We start from the raw sequence: 1265 nt of genomic DNA on the forward strand, positions 1-1265 counted from the left end.
CGCCCGGGAACGCGAGCCGCTGGTCCGCATCCGCCGCGCCGCCGACGCCACGCTGGCCGCCCAACTCGACGCGGTCGACGCCGAGGTCGCCGCCGAGATCGACGCGGCGGTCGTCGCCGCCCGGGCCATCCCGTTCCCCAACCCGGCCACGGTCAAGGAGCACGTCTATGCCTGAGTCGCTGCGTTACATCCAGGCGGTCAACGCCGCGCTGGCCTGGTCCCTGGAGAGCCGGACGGACACCGTCTACTTCGGCGAGGACGTCGCCCTGCCCGGCGGCCCGTTCGGCGCCACCAAGGGGCTGCACAAGCGGTTCGGATCCGACCGGATCTTCGACACCCCGATCTCCGAGACCGGCTTCCTGGGGATGGCGCTGGGCGCGGCGATGACCGGCCTACGGCCGATCGCCGAGATCATGTACGCCGACTTCACCTTCGTGGCGATGGACCAGATCGTCAACCAGATCGCCAACGTCCGGTACGCCAGCGGTGGCCGCTGGGGCGCCCCACTGGTGATCCGGATGCAGCAGGGCTACTCGCCCGGAGCCTGCGCCCAGCACTCCCAGTCGATCGAGGCGTACTTCGCCCACACCCCGGGGCTGCGCATCGCGGTGCCGGCGACGCCCGACGACGCGTACCAGATGTTGCGTACGGCGGTGACCTGCGACGACCCGGTCGTGGTCGCGGAGGCCCGGATGCTCTACCCCACCCGGGGTGAGGTACGCCTCGACGCGCCGGTCGAGCCGATCGGTGGTGCGAAGGTGGTCCGCCCGGGACGGGACGTGACCGTGGTGGCCTGGTCCCGGATGGTCTCCGCCGCGCTGGACGCCGCCGGGCAGCTGGCCGCCGACGGCATCGAAGTCGAGGTGGTCGACCTGCGCTGGATCAACCCGCTCGACTTCGACACCGTGGCCGCGTCGATCGGCCGTACCGGGCGACTCGTGGTGGCCCACGAGGCGAACGTCACCGGCGGATTCGGTGCCGAGATCGCGGCGCGGGCCGCCGCCGAGTGCTTCGCCCACCTGCGGGCCCCGGTCGCCCGGATCGGCACGCCGGACGTACCCATGCCGGCGGCACCCGAACTCCAGAAGGCGGTCGTGCCGGAGGCGGCGGCCGTGGTCGAGGCGGTACGGAAGACCGTGGCCGCATGACGATGGGAATGCTGGCCGGACGGCGCATCGTCGTGGTGGGCGGTGGCTCCGGCATCGGGGCCGCCACCGTCGCGGCGGTCGCCGCCGCCGGTGCCGGCGTGGCGGTCCTCGACCGGG

General features: G+C 73.1%; 1 protein-coding gene. It reads left to right on the forward strand.

Translation table 11 applies throughout. The features are described from left to right. The first annotated feature begins 167 nt into the window (after window positions 1-167). Window positions 168-1148, forward strand: coding sequence for an alpha-ketoacid dehydrogenase subunit beta (locus tag ACFQ4H_RS34790; protein ID WP_377579530.1), 981 nt, complete (start codon window positions 168-170; stop codon window positions 1146-1148). Window positions 1149-1265: the final 117 nt, after the last annotated feature.

The sequence above is a fragment of the Micromonospora sonneratiae genome, from assembly GCF_042679305.1.
In the GTDB taxonomy this organism is placed as follows: Bacteria; Actinomycetota; Actinomycetes; order Mycobacteriales; family Micromonosporaceae; genus Micromonospora_H; species Micromonospora_H sonneratiae.

Coding starts and splice junctions, on each gene's coding strand:
- ACFQ4H_RS34790 (WP_377579530.1), top strand. CDS start 168: ATGCCTGAGTCGCTGCGTTACATCCAGGCGGTCAACGCCGCGCTGGCC.